Here is a 24555-nt window from a genome sequence, read left to right on the forward strand (position 1 = left end):
ATTTTCAGTAATCACGTTGTCGCTTTGATTACTGCCTGTTTTTTAAGTTGTTGATTTGTATGGGTTTGAATTTATCGTTTCCATGAGGAGACAATGGACAAGCATAAAGGTAAGTGCTTGCTTAATCCGTCTTATGGATTGTATTCAAGCAGTTAGGTCAGGTTTGTTTCCTGTGGGAAACTATTTGCCTGGGTGAGACATTCTGAAAAGTATGCGTTTATCTGTTTTGCTGTCTTGGCTGGTGGCGGATTGCAAAGATAAACCGTCTATGAAGTGGCAAACTGCGATTGTTAGCTTGATTTATACTCGAACAGTGCAGAAAAAATGACTGGCCGGCATAGCTGATACAGGCGCATATCTGTGAATTCAGGTATAATCGCGGGCAACATTTGTTTGAAAAGAAACCCATGAATCAATATCTCGCTATTACTTCCCGTGGTCTGGAAAATCTTCTGGCCGATGAACTGACTCAACTAGGTGCTGCACAAGTAAAAGTTGTGCATGCCGGCGTTCGCTTTTCCGCTGATCAGAATACGGCTTATCGTTGCTGTTTATGGACTCGTGTTGCATCACGTATCGTCCAGGTATTAAGTGAATTCAACGTCAGGAACGATCTGGATCTGTATCTCGGCGCGACAGCGATCAGCTGGGAGCAGTATTTCAGTTCCCGTACCCGTATTGTGGTCGACTTCAACGGTACTAACCGTGAAATCCGTAACAGCCAGTATGGCGCGATGAAAGTTAAGGATGCCATTGTTGACCGGTTTACCAAGGGAAATCAGCCTCGTCCGACAATTGACCGTGAACGACCTGATTTACGTATCCACGTGCGTTTGTCGAACGATAAAGCCATTGTGGGTTTGGATATGGCGGGGAGTGGCCTTCACCAGCGCGGGTATCGTACTGAAGCGGGTAAAGCACCATTGCGCGAGACTCACGCTGCGGCTTTGGTGATGAAAAGTGGCTGGACGCCAGAGAAGCCATTGTTAGATCCAATGTGTGGCTCAGGGACATTATTGATTGAAGCTGCCATGATCGCCGCGGAAATTGCGCCGGGATTAAAACGCAAGCGCTGGGGATTTGAAGTCTTGAATGATTTTGACCAGGATGCCTGGCAAGAGATTCATGCCGAAGCCTCTGTGAAAGCTCGCCGGGGTGTGGCTAACGTCACAACACCTTTCTTTGGCCGCGAAATGGACAGGCGCATTTTGAGTGTGGCCAGAGATAACGCAGGCCGCGCCGGTGTAAGTGAGTTGATTGATTTCGAATACGGGGATGCCACCCAATTGGTTCGTCCTAACGGTTTTGAGACCGGTGTAATTTTGTGTAACCCCCCTTATGGTGAGCGCCTGGGCACCACGCCGGAGCTGATTGCGCTTTACACCGAGCTAGGAAATCGTCTCAAGCTGGCCTTTGCCGGTTCAGTGGCGTCGATCTTCTCCTCGTCGAATGAGTTACTGAGCTGTATGCGTATGCGGGCCGATAAGCAGTTTAAGCTGCGCAACGGCGCATTAGATTGTGTGCTCAAGACCTATCAGATCACAGCCGGTGGTGTTAAGCAGGTAGAAGGTGCGAAAGAAGGGCAACTTGAAGAAACGCTGGTTGCACCGGATTTTGCGAATCGCCTGAAGAAAAACCTGTCGAAACTGGATAAATGGGCAAAGAAAGAAGCGTTGGATTGCTATCGTGTCTACGATGCTGATTTGCCTGACTACAATGCCGCGATCGACAAGTATGCCGACTATGTGGTGATTCAGGAGTACGCAGCACCTAAATCCGTACCTGAGGAAACGGCCCGCCGTCGATTGATGGATATTATGCGTGCCACGATTCAGGTGACGGGCGTTGATAGCGATAAAGTGGTGTTGAAGGTGCGAGAGCGCCAGAAAGGTAAAAGCCAGTATCAGAAGCTGTCTAACGCATCGCGTTATATGACGGTCAACGAATACGGTGTAAAGCTGCAGGTTAACCTGTTTGATTATCTCGACACCGGGCTGTTTCTGGATCATAAAATTACCCGTCGTCGTCTTGGCGAAATGTCAAAAGGCAAAGATTTCCTCAATCTGTTTGCGTACACTGGCTCGGCAACGGTACATGCTGCTTGCGGTGGCGCGAAATCCACAACAACGGTTGATATGTCAAATACCTATCTGCGTTGGGCACAGGAAAATATGGCCTTGAATGGTCAGGTCGGCCGCCAGCATGAATATGTTCAGGCGGACTGCCTGCAATGGCTGCAGGAAGTGGATGACACCTTTGATTTGATCTTCATTGATCCGCCAACTTTCTCTAACTCTAAGCGCATGAAACAGAGTTTTGATGTGCAGCGTGACCACATCATGCTGATGGAGAACCTGAAGCGAATGCTGCGCAAGGGGGGAGAGATTGTGTTTTCAAATAATAAACGCCACTTCAAGATGGATGAAGCGGCATTAGCAGATTTGGGGCTGGTGGCGAAGAACATTTCTTCTGAAACACTGCCGATGGATTTTGCCCGTAATAAGCAAATTCATAACTGCTGGATTATTACCCATAAGGAAGGCGATGTTTGAGTCGCTGAAGTCGATAAACTAAGGATTGTTACTTGTCTATCATCCTCTACAGTACGGAGGGATGCCACCTCTGTGAGCAGGCTTATGCACTGCTTACGGAGGCCGGAGTTTCAGAGCAGGTAGATGTCGTTGATATTGCTTTTGACGACAACCTGTTTTCCCGTTACGGCGTCACAATACCGGTCGTATCTTTTTACGACAATGAATCTGTTTCTGAGCTTGGCTGGCCTTTCGATGCCGCTGAGCTGGCACTTTGGTTAAAGAGTCATGGCATTAATTAAAATCAGTAACGCGCAGCTTGCTTATGGTGATCATCCATTATTGGATCATGCCGAATTTCTGCTGCAACCTAATGAGCGTGTTTGTTTGGTCGGCCGTAATGGTGCAGGCAAATCCACGTTAATGAAAGTCATCGCCGGTGAGGTACTGCTGGATGATGGCAGTATCCAGCGTATGAGTGAATTAAAGGTTTCACGGCTGGAACAAGATCCACCTCGCAATGCAGAAGGCACTGTCTTTGATTTTGTTGCAGAAGGTTTATCAGAAGTGGGGGGGTTGCTTCGCGAATATCACCACTTACTCGATAAAATCACCACGGATGCAAGTGAAATACATTTTGCACAATTAGCTAAGGTACAGGAAAAACTGGATCATGCTAATGCCTGGCAGTTTGACAATAAAATCAGCTCTGTATTAGAACACCTCGAGTTAGATGCCGGCACTTTGCTGGCTGACCTGTCAGGCGGCTGGCAGCGTAAAGCCGCGCTGGCACGTGCTCTGGTGAGTGAACCTGATATTCTCTTGCTCGATGAACCAACCAACCACCTGGATGTCGCTACGATTGAATGGCTGGAAGGTTTCTTAAAAGATTTCCGTGGCTCTATTATCTTCATTTCTCACGACCGGGCTTTTATTCGTTCAATGTCGACACGTATTGTCGATTTGGATCGAGGCAAGCTGAACTCATTCCCTGGCGATTACGATAAGTATCTCGACGCGAAGGAAGAGTTATTGCGTATCGAAAGTGAGCAGAACGCTGAGTTTGATAAAAAACTTGCGCAGGAAGAAACCTGGATACGTCAGGGCATTAAAGCGAGACGTACCCGTAATGAAGGGCGAGTAAGAGCGCTGAAGCAGCTTCGTGCCGAGCGCAGCGAGCGCCGGGAAGTGATGGGTAAAGCGGATATGCAGCTTCAGGATGCCCGTCGTTCAGGCAAGGTTGTCTTTGAAGCTGAGAATATCAGCTACCGTTACGACGACAAGCCCATCATTAATGATTTCAGCTTTAACGTCATGCGCGGTGACCGTATCGCCCTGATTGGGCCAAACGGCTGCGGTAAGAGTACTTTGCTCAAGCTCATGCTGGGCCAGCTGCAGGCGACGGAAGGGCATTTTCACTGTGGTACCAAGCTGGAAGTGGCTTATTTTGATCAGTACCGTGAAATACTTGATCCCGAAAAAACCGTGCTGGATAACCTGGCAGAAGGTAAACAGGAAGTCACGGTCAACGGCCGCAGCCGCCATGCGTTAGGTTATCTGCAGGACTTTTTGTTCCACCCCAAAAGAGCGCGCACGCCTGTGAAGGCGCTGTCTGGCGGTGAGAAGAACCGCTTGTTGCTGGCCAAGTTATTCCTGAAACCCAATAATTTATTGGTTCTTGATGAACCAACAAACGATTTGGATATCGAAACTCTGGAACTTTTGGAAGATATTCTTGCCAATTATCAGGGCACTTTGCTCTTAGTGAGCCACGATCGTCAGTTTGTTGATAATACTGTGACCACAAGCTGGATTTTTGAAGGTCAGGGTGTCGTCAATGAATACGTGGGTGGCTACCATGATGCGCAAGCCCAGCGAGCCAACTCTGCTGCACAACGTGCCAAAGCACAGGCAGAAGAGCAAGCCGCCGACAATAAAAAAGATGAAAGCCAACAGCGGCAGCAAGTGAGCCGGGATAAGCCGGGTAAGAAGTTGTCTTATAAGCTTCTGAAAGAACTTGAAGAATTGCCGTCTCGTTTGGAAGATTTGGAAAATGAGATTGCCCAGTTGCAGGAAAAAATCAATGATCCTGCATTTTTCCAAAGCTCAACTGATGACACCCAAGTGACCCTGTCACGCCTGGCCGAGGCAGAGCAGGCACTGGAAGTCGCCTTTGAACGTTGGGAAGAACTAGAAGCAATGCAGAAGGAATCCTAATGCGACATAAGATGTTCAAGTTTTCAACGCTGGCAATTGTTGTTGCCAGCGTCACGCAGGCACAAGCGGCGGTTTACGACGTTGTTGAAGTGAGCGGTGATGCCAGTGGTGTAGATGCACTGCAATATTACGATAAAAACAGCAGTTATTTGACCAGCCAGGTGCAGTTTTACGGCCAGGGGATCAGTCCGTCAACAGGCACTGAAAACTGCTTTGAAACCAGCTGTTCATCAACCAGTTATAAAGTGTTTGGTGAAAGCCGCTTTGGCAGTGACGGTATTGATATCCGCGATGAGATTCCATACCAGCTGGATAACTTCCAGCAGATCAATGACGAGTGGTCACTGGAAAGACACTGCAGCTCTGCATATGGATTCAATACCTGTGATACCTGGGCTGAAACGCGGTTTTTTGGTGTCGGTTATAACTCGGACAACCCGGAAGATGGCTCGGGCTATGGTGGCCTGCGCAGAGAGCAGTTTGCCTGGCAGAACAATTATTATGCTAACACGCTGCCATTCTTAGATAACGGTGCAGACGCATTTGAGCGTGTCACTACGTTTGCCAATGATCTGGCAGGTTATGATTCAAGCGTGACACCGTCACTCGGTACGCTGGTGGATGGTGGCGATCATGTCTCCGCCAATGGTGCGGTCAGTGCAGTCGGTACCTCAACGCTGGGTGACTATACGCTGGGCGTGACCAGCTCGGCATACTTCGCCAATAACAACCATTATGCCCGCCAGTTCAACAAGCGCGGCTTTGTGAATCTTAGCGCCAGTAAGGTTTCATTACTGCCGGTAGCCGGGAATGACCTGGTTAAAAACATGGGGCAGACATTAGCCTGGGATGCTGTCGAATATCCCGCTGGTAATCTACTGGTGGTTGGCAGCGCGGCGTTTGCGCCATCTAATCTCAATGACAATATCAAGCTGCCCGATGACGTGCCGATCAACCGTGGCGACCTGAATAACTGTGTCACCAATGGCGCGACGCCAGGCACGATATTTAATTCATGGGCTTGTCAGTTTACTGTCTTCGCCAATGAGGCGGCATTCTGGAATGTTGATGGTTCAGCCACTTCAGAAGCTCAGTTAGTTGCAGCCCGTGCATCGGATCGCCCGGCGTTAGACCCAGATGACAACAATCGTTCTTTCCAGGCATCAGCCCGGGCGGTTTCTCTGGTTGACGGTAAGCCAGTGATGGTGGGATACACCACCGACTCAGTGGACAACGATTATTATGCGGTGCGCGCAGCTATCTTTAAGCTGAAAGATGGTGTGACTGGCACTCCAACCGCTGAGAGCTGGACGGTTTCTTACATTCCGAACCTGAATATCGAACAGGGTAATGACCGTATTTACCGCTATACCATAGCGACGGATATCAATGACCAAAATAAAGTGATTGGTGTTGCTAAGCGAGCCAAGTCGACAGAGCGCTCTTATGCGGAAATGATGTATTTGTATGATGCGACGTCGAATTCGTTCAAATGGCTGGACTCATCCGTAAGCAGCATTTTCTTTGCCGGTGCAAACGGCTACCCAAGCGCGATCAACAAAAATGATCAGATTGTCGGTTGGGTTGATGCAGAGACGGTCAACCAGGTTAACGGCCGGCAACGCCGTCAGCGTGCTTTCACCTATCTGTCAGGTAGTGACGCTGTCACTGATGCACTGCCGGCGAAGTCAACCTGGATGCTGGATGACTTAACCAATGATGATAATATCAACGGTGATGCGAACCAGTTCCGTATCGCTCAGGCTACAGGCATTAATGATGCGGGCGTTATTTCTGCGACAGCACTGAAGTGTTATGTGGATAGTGGGAATGGGGTTCCAGATAAGAGTAGGCCGATACCTTATAAAACGCTCAGTAAGAACGCTGAGTGTGAAGGAGCAGAAGGGATAGTGGCCGTTAAGCTGATTCCTCGCGTTGATGCTCAAGTGCAGCCAAGAAGCGATGATGAAAGTAGTGTCAGCCGCAAAGGGGGCTCCATTGGCATAGTGACGCTGTCACTTATGGTGCTACTGGGCTTACGTCGCAGAAAGTAATTTGTCAAAATTGTTCGATTTTTAATCAGGCTCACAAGTTGTGAGCCTGATTTTTTATGAAGGTTGATCTCTTCGGCTAAATATCCAATCCTTAAGATGGAGTCACAAAAACTCCATCATTATGTAACGGTAATGATTAATATGAATAAGGATGAGGATCGAACTATGAAGAGACAAAAGCGGGATCGTATGGAACGCGCACAATCTCGAGGCTATCAAGCTGGCATTAATGGTCGTTCCAGTGACGCATGTCCATATCAAACTGTGGACGCCCGTATGAACTGGCTAGGTGGCTGGCGAGACGCGAGAGAAGAATTGCAATCTGGCCGCGCAAAATAAAACCTTCACCCTCATATCCCTAACCATACAGAGCCCCTTTGGAGAGGGGCTTTACTTTATCTGCCGCAGACGCGCAAAAAAGGTCGCGTGTGCGACCTTTCTGTCATTGCTATAGCGCTAACTTGAATTAGAAGTTTGACGTGTCTTGAAACAAGCCGACTTTCAGATCTTTAGCAACATAGATTTCCTTGCCGTCAACCAGCACTCGGCCGTCAGCAACACCCATAATCAGCTTGCGGTTGATAACGCGCTTCATTTGGATCTCGTAAGTGACTTTTTTGGCTGTAGGCAGGATTTGACCCGTGAACTTCACTTCACCCACGCCCAGAGCACGGCCTTTACCTTCACCGCCAATCCAGCCAAGGAAGAAGCCAACAAGTTGCCACATTGCATCCAGACCCAGGCAGCCAGGCATGACGGGATCGCCAGGGAAGTGGCAGTCAAAAAACCAAAGATCAGGTTTGATATCCAGTTCAGCAATGATGAAGCCTTTATTAAACTCACCACCTTCATCAGTGATTTCAGCAATACGATCCATCATCAGCATGTTAGGTGCTGGTAATTGAGGACGGCCAGGACCAAACAATTGGCCTTGGCTGGAAGCGAGGAGATCGTCACGGTTGTAAGAATTGCATTTCTTCATTGGATGCTATTTTCTCTTTGAAATTATTGGGGCAATTTAGCTTACACCTGTACGCCTAACAACTCGGATCAGTGGTGGACCAACCAGTTTTTCATTTTAGTCAACCAACCTGAGCCTTCGTCATTATGACCGCTATGGAAGTGCGCTATACGTATAGCGATGACATCTAAGAGTGTATCTTCATCGCTTTCTTGATTACTTTCGTCTCGACGGAAAGATTTACCTGTCAGTAAAGGTAGCGCATCATCCACACTATTTACGGCCCAGATATGAAATTTACCGTCTTTAATTGCATCTAGGACTTCATCACAAAGACACAGGTTACTCAGGTTTGTTTTCGGCAAGATGACACCTTGGTGGCCGGTTAGACCCCGATAGGCGCAAACCTTGTAGAATCCCTCGATTTTTTCGTTAATCCCGCCGACTGCTTGTACACGGCCAAATTGATCGACAGCCCCTGTAACGGCGATTTGCTGATTGATGGGCTGTTGAGAAAGGGCGGACACCAAAGCACACAGTTCTGCTAAAGACGCGCTGTCGCCATCTACTTCACTGTAAGACTGTTCAAAAACGATAGAGGCCGAATACGGTAGCGGCTGGTCAAGGTCAAGGGCGGTACTGACAAAGGCCTGCATGATCATCATACCTTTAGCATGAATATTGCCGGCCAGTTCAGCCTTGCGTTCGACATCTGAAATGTCGCCATCGCCAAAGTGAACCACGCAGGATATTCGGGCTGGCTCGCCGTAAGCGACAGGGTGGCCAGGCATTTCAACAACTGTTAAACCATTAACCTGGCCGATTTCATTGCCATGGCAGTTAATAATCACCTGGCCGTGATGGATATCCTCGATGGCTCTCTCTGGCAAGTATGAACTGCGGTATTCTCTGGCTTTCAGTGACTGTTGCAAGTGTTCGGCTGTTATCGATTTACCCTGGGATTCTATTGCTGCTTCACATAGCAGACTTAAATGCCAGATAGGGCAAAGCGGTAAGCGGTTTTGATCTTCTTCATGGCGAGCACCGGTACGCATCAATAGTTTCAATGCGTCGTTGTCCGCCATGTCGGGTATTCCGGCTTTTTCAATCAGAGACTTCAGATAGGCTAAATATTTTGGCAGACTGTCTTGAGTAAGGCGCATATCCTGCTCAAACTCACCATACATACTAAAACCAGAAGCGATGTCAGGCTCAGCATTTTCCAGTTCTGCCATTAAGAATCTGTCACCAACCACGACTAATTTTACATTCAGTGCTTCTGCCGGTGGCAAGGGGTAATATTTCTTCTGAGTAACGGGTTGCCACTCCAGTTCGCCATTCATCAGTACCGCTTTGAGCCTTGGCCATAAGCTTGGGTTGGCAAGAATACTGGCAACAGACAAGACTAAGTAACCATTGTTGGCTTGGTGAAGCAGACCATGCTTAACCTGAGGTTTCGTTAATTTGCCATCCTCTAAAGGTGGATACACGGCCCCAAACAGATTGATGTCTGTGACGTTGTCACCCGCTATTACAATAGGAGACTCATCAGACGGACTTTTACCTGCTGAATCCCAATGCATCAGCAGATCAATGATATAGTCGCGATAAACTTTGTTGTCTGGTGCAGTAATTCTTAATAATCTGGGCTGGATATCAACTGCTGTGAATCGGCGTACGGCATCGCTCAGGCGATCTTGTAAAATGCCTGTCGGTGCAGGGGGGAGTTGTGCATACTGGTCCAGAATTGGCTCATACTGAGTGTAATCTGGGAGCATGGTACGCCAGGATTCTTCTTGCATAGGCTTGATATAATTTCCGTTACTGTGAAAAAGACAGCAGTATAAAGGAATCGTTGTCCGCATAATAGAACAGGCATGGATTATCCTGCGATTCGGATGAGAATCAGCCAAAAGGCGTTCCTTCAAAGAGGGAGACATGCTTCTAAATCAATGTGCTATTGTGCTTCACTATCGATCTAGTTACACTGTCACTCTCTATTAATTGTAGACTTTACATACCCAAATAAGCGTCGATTATGAAATATCAGCAATTAGAAAACCTTGAGGCTGGCTGGAAGTGGGGCTACCTGGTAAAGAAGTACAAGGAAGGGGAAGCCGTTACGCGGCATATTGATACCAGTGAGGCCGAGGCCGCCGTGGCATCATTACTTGAGATAGAACACGAACCAACTAAAGTGCTGGATTGGATCGGTCATCACATGTCTCCCGAGCTTGAAAATAAAATGAAGCAGGCGATACGTGCGAAGCGAAAACGCCACTTCAATGCTGAGCAGGTCCACACACGCAAAAAATCTATTGATCTGGATTATCGTGTCTGGGAGAAGCTGGCCGATAAGTCGAAAGAGCTGGACTGTACCTTATCTGACACTATTGAGTATTTGTTGAGTGAAAGCACCAAGTCCCTGGAAGCCAATAAAAAGGTACAGGACATAAAACAAGACTTAAGTAAATTGCTTCAACTCGACTGATTCGCTATACCTAATATCATGCGCTGTTTGTTTGAGGAATAAGACAATGGAATATGTTCTTTTGCTGGCAGTTGCTGTGCTGATCCTGGTTTTTAAGGACCGCCCAGTAATGATGTTAAAATTTGAGCACGGTGAGTTGAAGCAGACGAAGGGGAATGTCCCCAGTGGATTCTTACATGGGTGTAAAGATATTGCTCATCGAGAGCCATTCAGTGGTCAAATCAAGGTTTATAAAAATAGGTTTACGACAAAGCTGGTTTTCTCGAAAGATGTTCCAGCAAAAGTGAAGCAAAAGATTCACAACGTGTTTCCGTTTTCTTCCAACAACAAGAAATCAGGCCGGCGACAAGCCTAGGTTCAGGCCTGCCAGGAGCAGGCTATCATTGCAATCTTAATGCACCATAACTTTATGTGGGGTAAACAGAACTCTACTAAATCCTGCTTACTTTTCAATATCCAACTGAAAATTTGATATCTTGGCTAAACATTGATTGAGCTTTTGCATCGATAGGGGTTTTACAATGTAGCCATCAGGCTTATGCGAGATAACTTTTTTCACCGTTTCCATTTAATTTTCTGCAGTCACAACGATAACAGGCAAGTCTGGATGCTCCTGCTTTATTTGGCTCAGCAACGACAGGCCATCCAAAGGTAGGCTGAGGTTTAAGTCTAAGAAGACACAATCCAATGCATGACCTACGAGCCTGGATTTCATGAATATGGCCTCAGCCTGGCCAATGGAACTGGCATGAAGCAATGTTTTGGGTTGTATGCTGTTTCTTAACAGCTGGGCTAAAATTTGTGCCATCACTTTGTTGTCTTCAATGATAAGAATACTTTTCATGTTCCGGCATCCATCTAATTATTATGTGTTTTTGTCCTCATTGATATTAGATAAGAATTTACTGACATACCAGCAAAAGAGCTCAAGAACATACATTTTAATGCACTATAACTTACTATCTGACTTTAAATATCAAACTCGACCATGAGATAAAAACAAATTCGAGAACGACTTAATAAAGCTAATTAGATTGAATCTCGGCATTTGAAGGCCGGCGCATGTCTTTCGGATACCGCGAAGGCTTGGCAAAACGGCAGTTGAAATCGATGATGAAGTCGGGGAGTTAGCTAGCTTTGTTAATAGTATTGATACTTTGAGACACATTCCCTTATTCAGTGATCCTGTAACGTTTTTATTTGCACACTCAATGCGGCCTTTGGCTTGCGAACTGTTGGCGAAGATCAGCTCAATATTAAGATCCTGCAAGACGCGGCCAAACTGGGTCAACCGGTCGGATTGGGAATCACGCTTGCTGACATGAAAAACCGCATGCCGATCACTATAAAATGCTGTGGGTTTACCGTACTGTTCAAGGTATTCATGGGTAGCAACCATATAACCGAAGGCTGATTCGGTTGGCCAGTGGCATCATCGATGTAAACCAGTAAACAACATTTAGGGCTGCGGCCTTCGAGCCAGTCATGGTGGGAGCCGTCAATTTGAACCAATTCACCCAGGCAATCACGACGATGACGAGGCTGGTAGACGTTTGGCATGGGGAACCCAAAGACCATCCGCGATCATCCATTGGCGGAGCGTTTCAACTGAAACGTGAATATCATGGCGTTCAGTGAGTTTTTCGTGAGCAAGTGTTGGACCAAAATCCTCATAATGTTCACGGATCAACGTCAGACATCGAAGTTTCACTAAATGGTTTATTCGATTACTCGAGGATTGGCCTCGGCGTTGATGAACAATGGCCGCAGCACCATGTTGTCGAAAGCGTGTTACGAGTCGCTGAACTTGACGAACGCTAAGGGAAAGAACACGGGCAGCATCTGCACGACGGATCCGTTTTTCACAAACATCTCGGATAGCACCAAATTTTAAAATCTCTTTGTCATTCATAGTTACCAACATCATTTAAAGCTCACATCAACCAAACAGATGTGAATTAAGATAGGTAAAAACAGGACATCTCTAATGGGCTCAGATATGACATTACTAAAGAGTTCTAACACATTCAGTACGCATTATGTACATTATGTTAAATTGTGTGTATGGGAGTCTACGTATTGGCTCTCTGCTCTCTTCTATATGACGGCCTCACCAGACAGGTTCATGCTATTTAACCATAACGCTGATTTACCATAAAATAGGTAATTCACACTTGTATTTAAGCCCTGCTGCAAATTGTCAGTTTGCCTGGCTCTTCAATGTCAGGTGGAATTACCTAAGATCGACGAGCGCCAATGCGTTCGTCGCTAAGAGTGAGTTATGCCAGCGACACTAACTCGGCGTATTCACTCAATAATTTCTCTAATTCAGTGACACGTATCGGCTTTGCTAAAAATCCGTTCATGCCCGCTTTTTGATATTCAAGCTGATCAGAGTGCATGGCATTTGCCGTCAGTGCAACTATAGGTAAATCAACATGCTTTTCTCGGATCTTTCTGGTTGCTTCCATGCCATCCATAATCGGCATAGAGATGTCCATTAATATTAAATCAAACTGTTCGGGTGACGCTTTAATCATATCCAATGCCATTTGCCCATTGTCGGCGACTTGAACATGATGTCCTCGTTTTTCCAGCATGAGTTTTGCGACCATCTGGTTTGTCTTGCTGTCTTCAGCTAACAAAATTGATAATGCTCGGCGCGGAATTTTGCTTTGAGGTTGTGTTTCTTCTTCTATTTCAGCTCCAGCTGCGATGATCGGTAAAAACACAGAAAAACAGCTACCTTGGCCTAACTGGCTGGCCAGTGCTATGCGACCTTGCATTTTTCCGACAAGATGGCGGCTGATGGCCAGGCCCAAACCGGTACCACCATACTTTCTGGTGATACTACCGTCTGCCTGAACAAATGGATTAAAGAGGTTTTTCTGTGCTTCATCAGAGATACCGATTCCGGTATCAATTACCTTAATCACAATCTCATTATCAGCTGTTGTGACAACAACATTGACAGAGCCACTGTTTGTAAATTTGATAGCATTGCCAATCAGGTTAAACATGACCTGAGTAACGCGGTTCTTGTCACCCTGCGTTTTTGCGGGCACCTTTTCATCAACCCGAATATTTAAATCGATGTTTTTCTTCTGCGCCTGATCCCGTAGTTGCTCAACGACCAGCGTGGCACAATCAGCAACGGACATGGGCTCCATGTATAAATCAAACTTACCTGATTCTATACGGGAGAGATCCAAAATATCGTTAATGATCGTCAGAAGCAGTTGAGCAGACTGCTCCATTTGGTTGACCCATTTAAGCTGTTCAGTGTTCAGTCCTGAATCCGCTAAAGTATCCATCAAACCAAGAACAGCATTCAATGGCGTGCGAATCTCATGGCTCATCATTGCCAGAAACTGAGATTTAGCAGCATTTGCAGATTCCGCTTGTTGTCGCGCCTGCTGTAATTCAACTAAACGCTGTTTCTTGCTGGTAATATCTTTCGCGGTGCCCCGGTATCCCCGGAGTTCTCCGTGCTTGCTAAAGTACGGACTACCGCTGAAGCTAATCCATGCCCCACCCTCATTACCGGGCAACTGCCACTCCAGGTCTTCAAAATCTTCATTACTGAGCAGTTTATTACGCAGCTTGGTTTGGAAATCGTTATCATCATCAAAGAGATCTAACAAACTTTTCTTATCAATTACGTGATTAGATAAGTCTGGCGCAGAAATATAGGTAAACCTGTATTCGGTATCTATCTCCCAAAACCAGTCACCAACAGTATTTGCAAAGTCTTTAAATCGTTGCTGGTTGTGTAATAACTCTTGAGTCCGCACAGTCACCAGAATTTGCAATCTTTCCCGGTAATCAATATCGATAATTGCGCGCTCAAGCAACGGGCGAAATCGAGCCAGCACTCTTTTACATGAAGCGCCAAACTGACCATGTTGAGAATGCAAAAAGAGCAATAGCGCGTCGCCGGAGCTCACTTTCACTCCCGTCATCAGCACTGAGCGACAAAGTCCGAGCTGGTCCTTTGGTAAATAACGAAACTCGGCAACTTGCAGCGGGTCGAAAAGTGCAATGCTTTCACCATTGATAGCACGTATAAAGGTTTGATTGACTTCCCAGGAGCAAGATTCAAAATTTGTGCAGGTGGTGACAAGTTCTTCCAGGTGTGATGTTTCATCTTCACGAGTCAGCACCAGAGCGTGTTCGAAACCAATATATTTGCGCAGTACAGCGAGCAGGCTATTGAATACTTGCCGTTTGCTGTTGGCGCCAGCCATCGCTGACATGCCCGCTAAAATAGCAGAGTACTCATCTCTGAGCTGTTTTTCCCTTTCCTGGCTTCTGAGTAACGCAAGCAAGGTTTCCTGTAGAGTTTCTGTTTCTCTGCCTGGCATGCTCATCATTCCCGGTAAAACAAAACGTTAGAAATCATTAAATTGCCATGCTCATTTTCACCACCAAGAAACTGACCCTGTTCTCCAAATGTGAACGGACAAATAAACGGTGCGTTGAGCATAGATTGCTGCATTTTCTCTGCAACCCTGTCCATCCTTGATTTCACCTGGAGCATACAGCCGGCACAATAAATACTGATTCCGCCTATAGCCTCGATCTGCTGATGGCTGTCATGAAGCAATCCATCCACTGTGCGAGCGGTCCGGTTGACCAGGTTATCTTCCGTTCCCGTCATCAGGTAGAGTTTCTCTCCTTCTTTTACAGATGCAAACAGTGTGATTCCACCACGGGCAGTAACAGAGTTGGGATGAGCGAGCTTAAAATAGGGTAAATCATGTAAGGTGCCTGCAATACGGCCAATAGGATGTAAAGCAGAGAGACATTATGCTTTGACCATGCTCTAAAGGTTGTTTAATCCATTCTTCATAAACTTCTTTTGCCGGCCGGTGATCGAGTTCTATGAGCTCCCTTCCCTCTACCCTGGTCGCCACAGCGTATTGATCCGTTTTTGCGTAACCTGAGTGAAAAGAGAAACTTAAGTCACATGAAGGATAAAAGACACTCACTGCAACGCCTTCAGAAGCAGAATGATCTTGAGTGAAAAGCTGCCATTCCCCCAAAACCCCTGCATCCGCGGCGCTCCCACCAATAATCGGCACTGGTGTGCCAAACTCTTGAGATATCGCCTGTATCACCTCTTCTTCAGCACCAGGACTTGCGTGCAGCAAAACAAGAGAAGGTAACTCCCCCGAGCGGCCGGTATTTTGAATAGCCTTCAGTAATGCCTGTTTCGCCATTTGGTGAGGACGCTGATGGGTAGACACTAAAGCAGAGCCATAAGCGCCATTGAAGTCAAATACAGCCCATAGTCCGATCACCCGATCAGGGAAATAACCGTCTTCTGTCAGGATACCCTGACATGATGAACAGCCTAAAACTTGGGTATCGGGAAATTCAGCAACAAGTTGCTCTCGGATAACTTGCGCATTGTCATGCCCTGAAAAGTACACCAACAGCAGGCTGGGACGTACTAATCTGGCTTTGAGTTGACTGACAGCTTCATCTACTGCTGCTGCAGTCGTTTCTATCGTTGAGTAACTGGTAACAATTTCCATGCAGTGTTCACGGCTGAGTGTGTATCTTCCCCATAATAGACAGTTTCAATTTGAGGATCAGCAGAGTATTGAATTTTTATAAAAAAAACTCTTAAGTCTGTGTGCGATTTACCGTTATTAGTATTTAACTATTCGACAAAGCAGATTTGGGTATGACAAAGCAACCAGTAATCATTGTCACAGAAGGAACAACAGAGTTAGGCAAACGTATCTGTAAAGAGCTTGCTGCTACTCAGTCTATTGTCATGTCACTGAGCAATGATGAAAATGCAGGTTATGACTTGGTAGCAGAGGATCCACGTGTCAGGTTTCGCAATACAGATTGCAGTAAAGAATCAGACATTGCCACTGCCGCCCGGGAAATTGAATCTCAATTTGGTCGGCTTGACGCACTTGTCATTAACCCATCGGTATCACTTCCCGATGTGGGCATCCCCTTTACTGAAATGGATTTATTTGATTGGAACCAGACACTTCATCACCAGCTAACAGCAACCTTGTTCACCGCCAGGCAATGTCTTCCTCTTCTGAAAGCAACGAAAGGGACCATTGTTCATGTTGTCCCTACCCCTCATGAATCTGCCATTAACAGTGAATTACTCGCCGTATGCAGCCAAGGCCTGGTTGGGCTGACTGAAGCTTTGGCCAATAGCTTATCACCTGATGTTACTGTCCACGCTGCCCGCTACATTTTTAACCGGACAGATGCAATAAAAAATGATGTAAATCAATTCAAAGACGTGGCAGCTATGGTACGTTTTTTAGTAAGCAACGAGGGTTCGCACATCAACGGGCAGGTTTTCAATGTTTCTAACCGAGTTTTGGATAAAAAATCGTCATAACGGCACAGGAAAAGTTCCAACAGAGTGAATGGGTGAAAATTTATTTTTATATGCTTGTTTTTAATAAACTTTAATTAATTTTAAATGAAAAATAATGTTCTGTTTTCTAATCTGGTACATGTTTGTTTGTCTTATCAGATCAATATTACGTTGCTTGATAAAAACACCCTATATTTCAATAGCTTGATCAGCAATAGATACTTCTTGATACCGAATAAATAAATAGTCCCCTTGTCCTGCTTCGCCTGGCGCCTTTAAATACAAAGGGAACTACTGCTGGTACCCGTTTATTACCTTTCACCTTGCTGACAAATCGCAGTGCTTTCAGCTTCTATTTCACATCCTTCGCAGTACATTTCTCTACCGAGTTCGCACAAGGCCTTGGTGCTTCTTCTGCCTTATTGTCAGATGTGTATGTAATTGTTCTCCATACGAATGCCGCAATCAGAACAGCAAGTAGGAGCAGAATTTGGATCAACCGAGCTTTAGTTAGTTTCTGTGCGGCCATGATTGTATACATTTCCCATGTTACATAGTTCAAACTTTTTGCATAAAAATAGTGAGCCGCGGCATGAGCCCACCCTTCACACTGTCAATCATTTCTTATCTCAAGTATCATGCGTGCTGAAAATGCCACTTTTACAACAAAATAGCAATTTCCGTGTCGAATTGTTTATAAAAACAACACAGGATTTGTCTAAGCTTTGGGTGGCATTGCGAAATGAAGTTGTTCGCAAAGAAAACAAGAGTGTAGTTGAAATTTTTTAGTGGAAGCATGCAACATGAGCCAAGAAAAGCAGCTTGATCAAAACTACAACTATACGGTCGTTCGGCAATTCACCCTAGCTACCATACTGTGGGGTATTGTTGGAATGAGCGTTGGTGTATTTATTGCCGCTCAGTTGGTTTGGCCGGCGCTTAACTTTGACACCCCTTGGTTGACATACAGCCGTCTGCGTCCGCTGCATACTAATGCAGTTATCTTCGCCTTCGGTACCAGTGCACTGTTCGCGACATCTTATTATGTCGTTCAGCGTACCTGTCAAACCACGTTGTTTGGTGGCAAATTAGCGTCGTTCACCTTCTGGGGCTGGCAAGCCGTGATTCTATCAGCAGTTATTACGCTGCCGATGGGGTATACATCCAGCAAAGAATACGCTGAACTGGAATGGCCAATCGATATACTGATTGCCGTTGTCTGGGTCTCCTATGCTGTCGTGTTCTTCGGAACGATGATTAAACGAAAGACCTCCCACATTTATGTGGCAAACTGGTTCTTCGGTGCATTCATTTTGACGATAGCCGTTCTTCACATTGTGAACAGCATGGCGATTCCGGTCTCAATGACCAAGTCGTATTCTGTTTACTCTGGTGCAGTCGATGCCATGGTTCAGTGGTGGTATGGACACAACGCCGTAGGTTTCCTTCTTACTGCTGGCTTCCTGGGTATGATGTACTACTTTGTCCCGAAACAAGCCGGTCGTCCTGTTTATTCCTATCGTTTGTCTATCGTGCACTTCTGGGCACTGATTTCTCTGTATATCTGGGCTGGTCCGCACCACCTGCACTACACCGCATTGCCTGACTGGACTCAGTCACTGGGTATGGTGATGTCTCTGGTACTGTTTGCGCCATCCTGGGGTGGCATGATCAACGGTATCATGACGCTGTCCGGTGCCTGGCATAAACTGCGTTATGACCCGATTCTGCGCTTCCTGGTAGTGTCACTGTCGTTCTACGGCATGTCTACTTTCGAAGGTCCGATGATGGCGATTAAGACAGTCAATGCCCTGTCCCACTATACCGATTGGACAATCGGCCACGTTCACTCAGGTGCGTTAGGCTGGGTTGCCATGGTTACTATCGGTTCCGTATATCACCTGATTCCAAAACTGTTCGGCCAAGAGCGTATGTACTCCATCAAACTGGTAAACGTGCATTTCTGGCTGGCTACTATTGGTACGGTTCTGTACATCGTAGCTATGTGGATTTCTGGTGTGATGCAAGGTCTGATGTGGCGTGCGGTAAATACCGACGGTACCCTTACTTACAGCTTTGTTGAAGCACTGCAAGCGTCTTATCCGTTCTACTTCGTGCGTTTCTGTGGCGGCCTGATCTTTTTAACCGGTATGTTCCTGATGGCTTACAACGTTTACAGAACAATTTTCGCACCGAAAGACAGCTTAAAAGCCATAGAGCAGCCAGCATAAGGAGTAAAACTGATGAGCTTTCGTCACGAACTTGTTGAAAAAAATGTTGGTTTGCTGGCCATCCTGATTGTGATTGCAATCAGTTTGGGTGCGCTGGTAGAAATCACGCCCCTGATTTATCAGGAACAAACAACTGAGCCAGTAGAAAATCTGCGACCCTACACCGCGCTGGAAATGGAAGGCCGTGACATTTACATCCGTGAAGGTTGTACTGTGTGCCATAGCCAGATGATTCGCCCATTCCGTTCAGAAACTGAACGTTATGGTCATTATTCTGTTGCTGGTGAAAGTGTTTGGGAGCATCCATTCCTGTGGGGCTCTAAGCGTACAGGTCCGGATCTGGCTCGTGTAGGCGGCCGTTATTCCGATGAATGGCACCGTGTACACTTGCGTAACCCCCGCGATGTAGTACCAGAATCTAACATGCCCGGTTTCCCTTGGTTGGAAGAAAATGTACTGGATGGCGAAATAACCTCTAAAAAACTTGCCTTATTCCGCGATAAGTTCGGTGTACCTTACACTGACGAACAAGTTGCGAATGCAGGTGATGATGTGAAAGGCAAGACTGAAATGGACGCACTTATTGCTTACCTTCAGTCTCTAGGTCACGCGATGAAATAAGGAGGCACCATGGATATCGGAACCATTCATAGTATCTGGACTGTGATTCTGTTCGGTAGCTTTATTGGTATTGTCCTTTGGGCCTACAGTAAACGCCGTAAATCCCAATTCGACGAAGCTGCTAATTTGATATTTGCAGACGAGGAGAAGGATGTGGCCACGCGTGAAAAAGACAGGAGCAAATAAGAATGTCGACGTTTTGGAGTGTATGGATCATCGTCATCACGCTTGGCACCCTGGCTGCAATTGCTGCCATTCTTGCTTGGTGTAGCAAGGACAAAATGGGTGTTGAAGAAGGTGAGGACATGGGCCACGAATACGATGGTATTCGCGAGATCAATAACCCACTACCTAAGTGGTGGTCTTATATGTTCTGGGGAACCATTGTTTTTTCTTTGGTATATCTGGCGCTATATCCTGGCCTGGGCAACTTTAAGGGGCTTTTGGGGTGGCAGAGTTCAGATCAGACTATTCGCACAGTAGCTGAGTCAAAAGCATCTATTGCTAACTCTCAGCAAGCGCAAGAGCTTGATCAATATGCCAAAGAATTGGGTGATGCAGAACGAGCTTATGGCGAGCTGTTTAAAACCCTTGCCTATGACGAGTCTGGTAACAACCTTCGTCCAATCGAAGAAATTGCAGCCGATCAAGATGCTCGCCGTGTAGGTCAGCGCTTGTTCCTGCAGAACTGTGCTCAGTGCCACGGCTCTGATGCGCGTGGTCAGCAGGGTTTCCCTAACCTGACCGATAACGATTGGTTGTATGGCGGTGAAGCTGAAACCATCAAAACCACCATCATGCATGGCCGTACAGGCGCTATGCCTGCATGGATTGACACCTTAGGCGAAGACGGTGTACAAGAAGTAACAAGTTACGCTCTGAGCCTGTCTGGCCGTAAAGTGAATGCCAAAGAAGCCGCGGCGGGTAAACAACGCTTTGTGGTATGTGCGGCTTGTCACGGTACCGATGGTAAAGGTAACCCTGCATTTGGTGCGCCTGACCTGACAGATAATATCTGGTTATATGGTGGCTCACGTCGTGCGGTCGTTGATACTATTACTCACGGTCGTCAGGGCGTCATGCCGGCTTGGGATAACATTCTGGGCGAAGAAAAAGTTCAGCTTATCTCTGCTTATGTATGGGGCCTGAGCAACAACGGGCAGTAATCCTGATTTCTGTTACGAATCAGTTAATTGTTGACGTTTGCTGACAATTTCACTGAAGCTAAGTCATAGGGCTCCTGCTAAAATCAGGGGCTCTTTTTATAGATACTAAAAGGATTCACAATGCAAAAGCCATGGTATAAGCAGTTTTGGCCCTGGTTCATAATTGCGATTCCAGCCTTATCCATTACATACAGCATGACTGCGCTGTATATATTCTCTCAGAACAAAGTGGATCTGGTTGCTGAAGACTATTACAAGAAAGGAAAAGGCATCAATCAGGACTTTTCGCGGCTGCGTGTCGCCGACGCCCTGAAAATAAAGGCGGATATCAAGGTTACAGAGCAAGATATCATCCTATCTCTCGATAAAGGTGAATTGCCTGATTTTCCGACCCTGCGAGTGCTTTTTACTCACCGCACCTTAGCGGAAAAAGACTTTACCCAGATGATCAGCCCGGACCAAAAAGGCCGCTACCGATTTACAGCACCAGAGCCGATTAACGGCCCATGGTTTGTCGAAGTAGAGCCGTTTCAGGGAGAATGGATGCTGAATGGCCGTCTTAACCTGCCCTCATCCGATCCTATTAAGCTGTATGGACAAAACAAAGGATGACAACCTCTTGCTACCACTGTGGTGATCCTGTACCACACGATACCCATTTAACGGTCGACATTCTGGGAGCAGCACGCAGTATGTGCTGCCCGGGCTGCCACGCTGTGGCAAGCACCATAGTCGACAGTGGTTTGACATCCTATTATGAGTACCGGACCGCAACAGCAGATAAAGCCGATCTGGTCCCTCAGCAATTACAGTCCCTTGCCCTTTATGACAACGAAGAGATTCAGCAAGACTTTGTCAGGACCAGCGACAACACACATGAAGTGACATTGTCACTCGAAGGTGTGTCGTGTGCCGCCTGTGCATGGTTAATTGAACGACAACTCAAACGCGAAACAGGCTTAGTTAACATTCGCGTCAATACCACCACGCACCGCGCTCTGCTCAGCTGGAACCCCGAGCATACTAAACTTAGCACTCTTTTGTCCGCCATTCACCGTTTAGGCTACAAAGCGGCCCCTTTTGAGGCGGATAACCAAGAGCAGCATTACCACAATACGATGAAGAGCTACCTGTACCGTTTAGGTATCGCCGGCTTAGCCAGTATGCAGGTGATGATGCTGGCGGTTGCGCTGTACTTTGAGGTATTTGGTGATCTGGATGAAAGCTTCCGAAACTATTTCCGCTGGGTCAGCCTTCTTTTCGCCACCCCGGTACTTCTCTACTCGGCATTACCTTTCTACTTAAATGCCTGGCGGAACCTCAAAGCACGCACATTAGGCATGGATGTCCCTGTTTCTATTGCGTTGATCTTTGCTTACGTGGCCAGCTTTTATGCCACTGTCACAGCAAAGGGCGAAGTGTTCTTCGAATCCATTTCGATGTTTACTTTCTTTTTATTAATCGGCCGCTATCTTGAGATGCGGGCGCGCCGTAAAGCAGCTGCAGCCAGTGCCAACCTGCTTAAATTGATTCCGGCTATGGCAAATTTGGTAAATGGTCGTCAGATTGCAGCCAAAAGCCTAAAGGCTGGTGACGTTGTCACCGTCTTACCCGGAGAAAGCTTACCTGCCGATGGGATTATTGTGTCTGGGAACAGTGTGGTCGACGAGTCAATGCTGACCGGCGAACCGCTCCCCGTCCGCAGAGGCAAAGATGATACTGTGTATGCTGGCACCATTAACGGTGACGGTAACCTGACCGTAAAAGTCACTCAGGACCGCCAGCACTCCCTTATTTCTAACATCATTCGTCTTCAGGATGAAGCACAGGCAACAAAGCCCAAAATTGCCGAAATTGCTGACGTGGTAGCCCGCTATTTTGTTGCTGTGATTCTTATCATTGCAGCCGGGACCTGGCTTTACTGGCATCAGGTAAAACCCGATGATGCGTTATGGATTACATTAGCCGTACTGGTCGCCACCTGCCCTTGTGCTCTGTCACTGGCGACACCAACTGCGCTGACTTGCGCGACATCGCGTCTTGGCCGCCTGGGTATACTGCTGCGGCGCGGGCATGTTCTGGAAACACTCTGTAATGTGAACCAGCTGGTTATTGATAAAACCGGCACCTTAACGGAAGGCAATGTCAGAATTATCCAAACAGTCTGCTTTGACAGATACGATGAAACAGAGGTACTGAGCATCGCTGCTGAGCTGGAACGCTTTGCAAACCACCCTATTGCCCGGGCTTTTTCTGGTTATCGAAATGCAGCCTTTTCCTTTGATGAGGTTGAGAACGAGATCGGCTTTGGCCTCAAAGGCCGAAGAGAGGGAAATGAATGGCGAATCGGCAAACAGGCTTTTGCGTTAAACGGTGAAAACGCTCCTTCTCCAGATCAGGACTTTCAGGTCTGGCTGACCTGTAACGGTAAAGCTATCGCTGCTTTCCAGTTGGATGATCCCATCCGGCACGACAGCCAGTCACTGGTCAGTGCCTTTCAGGCCGAAGGGATTCAGGTCACCATGCTGACGGGCGATAACTCCGACAATGCCGCTCGCGTGGCAAAAACGCTTTCTGTAGACAAGCTGATTAGCGGCGCGACCCCACAAGGTAAACTCAATTACCTCAACAGTCTTGGCAAAGATCAGGTCGCCCTGATGATTGGTGACGGCGTTAATGATGCACCGGTGCTGGCTGGCGCTCATCTGTCACTTGCGATGGGTGGAGGTACAGATGTTGCCAAATCGTCTGCTGATATGGTTTTACTTGGCGATCACTTAAACCGGGTGCTGGAAGCCAGACGCCTGGCGATGAAAACCAAGAAGATCATTCGGGAAAATCTGTCATGGGCATTAGGATATAACCTTGTTATTCTGCCTCTGGCTGTTGCCGGACTGGTTGCCCCTTATATTGCCGTATTAGGCATGTCTGCCAGCTCCATCATTGTTGTCTCTAATTCACTGAGGTTATTGAAAGAAGATGGCTAGCCTGTATTTACTCATCCCGATTGCAATCATCTTCGTCTGCATTGCCGTTGCCATTTTTATCTGGGCCGTCAAATCAGAACAGTTTGAAGACCTCGAAAGACAGGGATACGACATCCTGTTTGATGAGAATGAAGAGAAACAACCCGCGCAAAAAACGGATGATGAACAGACAGGCAAGGATAAACAGTGAACACAGATTTCTTCGCTGCTTTTGTTATTGGCCTGCTGGGTGCAGGCCATTGTCTGGGGATGTGTGGCGGTATCGCTGCCGCTATTACTTTAGGTATGCCAGGCCAGCAACAAAGCCGCCGTTTTCCTTACTTGCTCTGCTATAACGCCGGACGCCTGATTTCTTACGCAGCAGCCGGAGCTGTTATTGGTGGCGCAGTGGCAGGTATGGCAGCGTTGAGTGGATTAAGCACTGCTCTCCTTTTCCTGCGTATTTTCGCTGCAGTGATGATGATTCTTCTCGCCCTGTATCTTGGCCAGTGGTGGCAAGGGGTCACCAAAATTGAAGCTCTCGGCCAATCACTCTGGCGTTTAATCTCACCTTTAGCCAAGTCGATGTTACCGCTCAAGTCTCCCCTGGCAGCTTTTCCGTTTGGACTGGTATGGGGCTGGCTACCCTGCGGATTAGTCTACTCAATGTTAAGTTGGGCGGCTGTGGCTGGTAATGCAGGTTCTGGTGCCGGCGTTATGCTTGCCTTTGGTCTGGGAACGCTGCCTGCCATGCTGTTAGTTGGCAGCTTTGCAGAAATGCTTAAACAATGGCTTTCCAATCAGATATTTAAGAAAACCAGTGCATTACTGTTATTGGCATACGGTATCCACACAGGCTATGTCGCAATCACACAATTTTCCTAATGTTTTATACTCGTCATTGTGAATAAGAGTGTGGTAGAGTGACCCGAGTATCCGAACTTGGTCAGGCCACA

General features: G+C 47.0%; 22 protein-coding genes and 1 pseudogene. 16 read left to right on the forward strand and 7 right to left on the reverse strand.

What is annotated here, in order from left to right:
• The first annotated feature begins 407 nt into the window (after window positions 1-407).
• From rlmKL to rmf, 5 genes are all read left to right on the forward strand, one after another.
• The gene (gene rlmKL / locus H511_RS0110225) at window positions 408-2552 is read left to right on the forward strand and encodes a bifunctional 23S rRNA (guanine(2069)-N(7))-methyltransferase RlmK/23S rRNA (guanine(2445)-N(2))-methyltransferase RlmL (RefSeq protein WP_027252203.1); all 2145 of its coding nucleotides are present in this window, start codon (window positions 408-410) and stop codon (window positions 2550-2552) included.
• Window positions 2553-2584: 32 nt separating this feature from the next.
• A complete protein-coding gene (locus H511_RS0110230; RefSeq protein ID WP_027252204.1) occupies window positions 2585-2833 on the forward strand; it encodes a glutaredoxin family protein in 249 nt (82 codons plus the stop codon).
• Window positions 2820-4748, forward strand: coding sequence for an ABC transporter ATP-binding protein (locus H511_RS0110235; protein ID WP_027252205.1), 1929 nt, complete (start codon window positions 2820-2822; stop codon window positions 4746-4748). The genes H511_RS0110230 and H511_RS0110235 overlap by 14 nt, the downstream gene beginning before the upstream one ends.
• Entirely contained in the window at window positions 4748-6802 is a 2055-nt protein-coding gene (locus tag H511_RS0110240; protein ID WP_027252206.1) for a DUF3466 family protein, read from the forward strand. The genes H511_RS0110235 and H511_RS0110240 overlap by 1 nt, the downstream gene beginning before the upstream one ends.
• A gap of 165 nt (window positions 6803-6967) precedes the next feature.
• Window positions 6968-7141: a ribosome modulation factor gene (gene rmf / locus H511_RS0110245; RefSeq protein WP_027252207.1), complete on the forward strand. Its 174-nt coding sequence runs from the start codon at window positions 6968-6970 to the stop codon at window positions 7139-7141.
• A gap of 127 nt (window positions 7142-7268) precedes the next feature.
• Here rmf and fabA read toward each other — a convergent pair whose 3' ends face one another.
• Both fabA and H511_RS0110255 read right to left on the reverse strand, forming a co-directional pair.
• On the reverse strand, window positions 7269-7784 hold the full coding sequence (gene fabA / locus H511_RS0110250; protein WP_027252208.1) for a bifunctional 3-hydroxydecanoyl-ACP dehydratase/trans-2-decenoyl-ACP isomerase: 516 nt from the start codon (window positions 7782-7784) through the stop codon (window positions 7269-7271).
• Between the two features lie 68 nt (window positions 7785-7852).
• Entirely contained in the window at window positions 7853-9565 is a 1713-nt protein-coding gene (locus H511_RS0110255; protein ID WP_027252209.1) for an AAA family ATPase, read from the reverse strand.
• 236 nt (window positions 9566-9801) lie between these two features.
• Between H511_RS0110255 and matP the strand changes: the two genes are divergently transcribed.
• Together matP and H511_RS0110265 are read left to right on the forward strand one after the other, a co-directional pair.
• Complete coding sequence (gene matP / locus H511_RS0110260; protein WP_027252210.1) at window positions 9802-10254, forward strand: macrodomain Ter protein MatP; 453 nt, start codon at window positions 9802-9804, stop codon at window positions 10252-10254.
• A 46-nt stretch (window positions 10255-10300) separates the two neighbouring features.
• A complete protein-coding gene (locus tag H511_RS0110265; protein ID WP_027252211.1) occupies window positions 10301-10609 on the forward strand; it encodes a DUF3634 family protein in 309 nt (102 codons plus the stop codon).
• 213 nt (window positions 10610-10822) lie between these two features.
• Here H511_RS0110265 and H511_RS0110275 read toward each other — a convergent pair whose 3' ends face one another.
• The 5 genes and pseudogenes from H511_RS0110275 to H511_RS23115 form a co-directional block, all read right to left on the reverse strand.
• Window positions 10823-11098, reverse strand: a complete 276-nt coding sequence (locus H511_RS0110275; protein WP_027252212.1) for a response regulator — start codon at window positions 11096-11098, stop codon at window positions 10823-10825.
• Window positions 11099-11306: 208 nt separating this feature from the next.
• Window positions 11307-12166 (reverse strand): annotated as a pseudogene (locus H511_RS24405) (ISNCY family transposase); the annotation flags it as partial.
• Window positions 12167-12533: 367 nt separating this feature from the next.
• Window positions 12534-14618, reverse strand: coding sequence for an ATP-binding protein (locus H511_RS0110285; protein WP_027252214.1), 2085 nt, complete (start codon window positions 14616-14618; stop codon window positions 12534-12536).
• A 5-nt stretch (window positions 14619-14623) separates the two neighbouring features.
• On the reverse strand, window positions 14624-15040 hold the full coding sequence (locus H511_RS25185) for an FIST C-terminal domain-containing protein (RefSeq protein WP_338091537.1): 417 nt from the start codon (window positions 15038-15040) through the stop codon (window positions 14624-14626).
• The gene (locus H511_RS23115) at window positions 15012-15794 is read right to left on the reverse strand and encodes an FIST signal transduction protein (RefSeq protein ID WP_338091530.1); all 783 of its coding nucleotides are present in this window, start codon (window positions 15792-15794) and stop codon (window positions 15012-15014) included. Before H511_RS23115 ends, H511_RS25185 begins: the two co-directional genes overlap by 29 nt.
• Before the next feature lie 152 nt (window positions 15795-15946).
• Here H511_RS23115 and H511_RS0110295 point away from each other — a divergent pair, with 152 nt between their 5' ends.
• The 9 genes from H511_RS0110295 (at window position 15947) to H511_RS0110340 (ending at window position 24484) form a co-directional block, all read left to right on the forward strand.
• Window positions 15947-16636 (forward strand): SDR family oxidoreductase, encoded by a 690-nt coding sequence (locus tag H511_RS0110295; RefSeq protein WP_051288057.1) that lies wholly within the window; start codon window positions 15947-15949, stop codon window positions 16634-16636.
• 782 nt (window positions 16637-17418) lie between these two features.
• On the forward strand, window positions 17419-18846 hold the full coding sequence (ccoN, locus tag H511_RS0110305; RefSeq protein ID WP_027252216.1) for a cytochrome-c oxidase, cbb3-type subunit I: 1428 nt from the start codon (window positions 17419-17421) through the stop codon (window positions 18844-18846).
• A gap of 12 nt (window positions 18847-18858) precedes the next feature.
• Entirely contained in the window at window positions 18859-19467 is a 609-nt protein-coding gene (ccoO, locus tag H511_RS0110310; protein ID WP_027252217.1) for a cytochrome-c oxidase, cbb3-type subunit II, read from the forward strand.
• A gap of 9 nt (window positions 19468-19476) precedes the next feature.
• The gene (locus tag H511_RS0110315) at window positions 19477-19653 is read left to right on the forward strand and encodes a cbb3-type cytochrome oxidase subunit 3 (RefSeq protein WP_027252218.1); all 177 of its coding nucleotides are present in this window, start codon (window positions 19477-19479) and stop codon (window positions 19651-19653) included.
• 2 nt (window positions 19654-19655) lie between these two features.
• Window positions 19656-20633 (forward strand): cytochrome-c oxidase, cbb3-type subunit III, encoded by a 978-nt coding sequence (ccoP, locus tag H511_RS0110320; RefSeq protein ID WP_027252219.1) that lies wholly within the window; start codon window positions 19656-19658, stop codon window positions 20631-20633.
• Window positions 20634-20753: 120 nt separating this feature from the next.
• Window positions 20754-21245 carry a FixH family protein gene (locus H511_RS0110325; RefSeq protein ID WP_027252220.1) on the forward strand — a complete coding sequence of 164 codons (492 nt, stop codon included), beginning with the start codon at window positions 20754-20756 and terminating at the stop codon, window positions 21243-21245.
• Window positions 21242-23620, forward strand: coding sequence for a heavy metal translocating P-type ATPase (locus H511_RS0110330; RefSeq protein WP_027252221.1), 2379 nt, complete (start codon window positions 21242-21244; stop codon window positions 23618-23620). Before H511_RS0110325 ends, H511_RS0110330 begins: the two co-directional genes overlap by 4 nt.
• Window positions 23613-23810, forward strand: a complete 198-nt coding sequence (ccoS, locus tag H511_RS0110335) for a cbb3-type cytochrome oxidase assembly protein CcoS (protein ID WP_027252222.1) — start codon at window positions 23613-23615, stop codon at window positions 23808-23810. The genes H511_RS0110330 and ccoS overlap by 8 nt, the downstream gene beginning before the upstream one ends.
• Window positions 23807-24484, forward strand: coding sequence for a sulfite exporter TauE/SafE family protein (locus H511_RS0110340; protein ID WP_027252223.1), 678 nt, complete (start codon window positions 23807-23809; stop codon window positions 24482-24484). The genes ccoS and H511_RS0110340 overlap by 4 nt, the downstream gene beginning before the upstream one ends.
• Window positions 24485-24555 lie beyond the last annotated feature (71 nt).

This window comes from Photobacterium halotolerans DSM 18316, assembly GCF_000425165.1.
In the GTDB taxonomy this organism is placed as follows: Bacteria; Pseudomonadota; Gammaproteobacteria; order Enterobacterales; family Vibrionaceae; genus Photobacterium; species Photobacterium halotolerans.